Source organism: Psychromonas sp., assembly GCF_983033635.1.
On sequence record NZ_CEZLMY010000219.1, the window covers coordinates 1 to 2,342 of the forward strand.

A 2,342-nucleotide genomic window follows, 5' to 3' on the forward strand; every position below is an offset into this window, starting at 1 on the left:
CCCGCGCATCCTTAAATCAGGTAGGCATTCGCCTGCATTCTATACTGAGATATGGGAAACTCTTGCAGAAAAAGATCATTGGCGCGGTGAAATCTGGAATCGACGTAAAAATGGCGAGCTCTATCCAGAACTTCTCTCTATTAGTCTCGTGCGCGATACCACTGGCATAATAACACACCATGTTGCGCTCTTTAGCGATATTTCGCATATTAAAGAGCAGCAGAAAAAGCTAGAAAAAATTGCCCATTTCGATCCTTTAAGCCATCTACCTAACCGCACATTATTAAGAGAGCGTTTACCATTAGCAATGCATCAATGCCTGCGCAGCAAGCAGTCGTTAGTAGTGGTATTCATTGATTTAGATGAATTAAAAGCAGTTAATGATAAATATGGGCCTCATGTAGGAGATGAACTCATAATTGCGCTATCACAGCGCATGAAAGAGACGTTACGTGAAAACGATACGCTTGCTCGAATAGGGGGGGATGAGTTTGTAGCGGTGCTCACGGGGTTAGAAACTAATAACTGTACATCAATATTAGAACGACTGTTACAAGCTGTATCTAGATCTATCACCGTGGGGGAGGTAGAGTTAAAAATCTCCGCCAGTATGGGTGTTACATCTTATCCACAAGACAACTCAGGTTCGGACCTGCTTATCCGTCATGCTGGCCTAGCCATGTATGAAGCGAAGAAAGTAGGTAAGAACTGTTATCACGTTTTTGACTTGGAACATCAGATGGTCGAGGATACTCGCCGTGAAAATATTGAGCGTATTCGTAGCGCTTTGCAACAAGGTGAATTTGTCTTGTATTACCAGCCTAAGGTCAATATTAGTAAAGCAACAGTGATTGGTGCTGAAGCCTTAATTCGTTGGCAACACCCCGAGCGTGGTCTGCTCCCCCCTGCAGAGTTCTTGCCTTTGATTGAAAATCATCCCATCAGCATTGAGCTGGGTGAGTGGGTCATTGCTACTGCACTTAGTCAAATTGCGGCCTGGCAAGGGTTGGGAATATATATACCTGTCAGCGTCAACATTTGCGCATCGCAACTACAACAAACTGACTTTGCAAAACACCTGCAAGCATTACTGTCAGCATGGCCACAGATTGATCCGCGCTGTTTGCAATTAGAAGTGCTTGAAACCAGTGAGTTAGATGATGTATTGCAGGTCTCAAAAATTATGCACGACTGTATTAAGTTGGGTGTCAGTTTTGCATTAGATGACTTTGGTACCGGCTATTCTTCACTTACTTATCTCAGACATTTGCCGATCAACCTTATTAAGATAGATCAGAGCTTTGTACGGGACTTGTTGATTAACCCTGATGACTTGATGATTGTTGAAAGTGTGGTTGGCTTGGCTAAGTCATTCAAACGTGAAGTAATTGCAGAGGGGGTAGAGACCATTGCACATAGCGCCGCACTGCTACAGCTTGGTTGTGAATTGGTGCAGGGGTATGGCATTGCAAGACCGATGCCTGCTAGAGACATTCCTGAATGGGTGGCTAACTGGCCATCCGATGCTGGTTGGGCTGCAAACAATCTAATGTACAGAAATGATGCAAAGGCAATTAGTGAGGCAACAAACACAGGCTAGCTAAAGAGTGCCGCTGGTCAGGTTTAAAAAGCATCGTTAAAATAAGTTCAGCAGTTCACGATAAATCAACAGGTAAAGATAAAAATGAAACACGTTGGTATATTACCTCATTGGATTTAAATGCAGAGCCTCAATGCCGTTCGTAGCCACTGGTGAGTAGAAAGCATGCATTGGGTACTTGATATGACATTCAGAGAGGATGAATCTCGTATACGTAAAAAACAAGGCCCATTAGTTTTTAATGTGATACGAAAATAGCCATGGAGTTGTTTAAACAAGACAATATAAAATCAGCCAGCATGGCAGGTAAGAAGAAAATGGCAGGACTCGATGATGGTTATCGCTCAACCCTGCTAATGTCTGGGATTAAAATTCGCTAGCTGTGACCCTCCACCTCCATAGTAAGGGAAAAAAAGGGGGGGAACTAAACGCCTCTCTGCGCTTATTGGTTTTCTTTTGCGTCTGATGTAGAGTCAGTTCTTTCAATATGTTTTTTATATATTACGATGGAAAATTATGGATAAGTGCAACCTAAAACGAACTTTACACAATCAATCTCGGCTTCAACCTTTTGTATTTGGATTGCTTGTGCTGATCATCTTTCCATCGGCATTATTCACCGATAGTTCGAATGAATTATTGCCACCAACAATTAACCCAACATTAGCTTTAACAGTAGATGAGCAGGCCTGGCTGGCTGAACATCCAACTATCACCATGGGGGGCGGCATATATCCTCCTC

The 2,342-nt window shown here is 43.0% G+C and carries 1 protein-coding gene and 1 pseudogene; both read left to right on the forward strand.

Features of this window, described 5'->3' with window-relative positions:
* On the forward strand, window positions 1-1,600 hold a 1,600-nt coding region (locus tag AC4GME_RS17205), incomplete at its 5' end, for a putative bifunctional diguanylate cyclase/phosphodiesterase (RefSeq protein ID WP_490379877.1).
* Window positions 1,597-1,980 (forward strand): annotated as a pseudogene (locus AC4GME_RS17210) (ISAs1 family transposase); the annotation flags it as partial. The gene AC4GME_RS17205 and the pseudogene AC4GME_RS17210, both read left to right, overlap by 4 nt.
* Window positions 1,981-2,342: the final 362 nt, after the last annotated feature.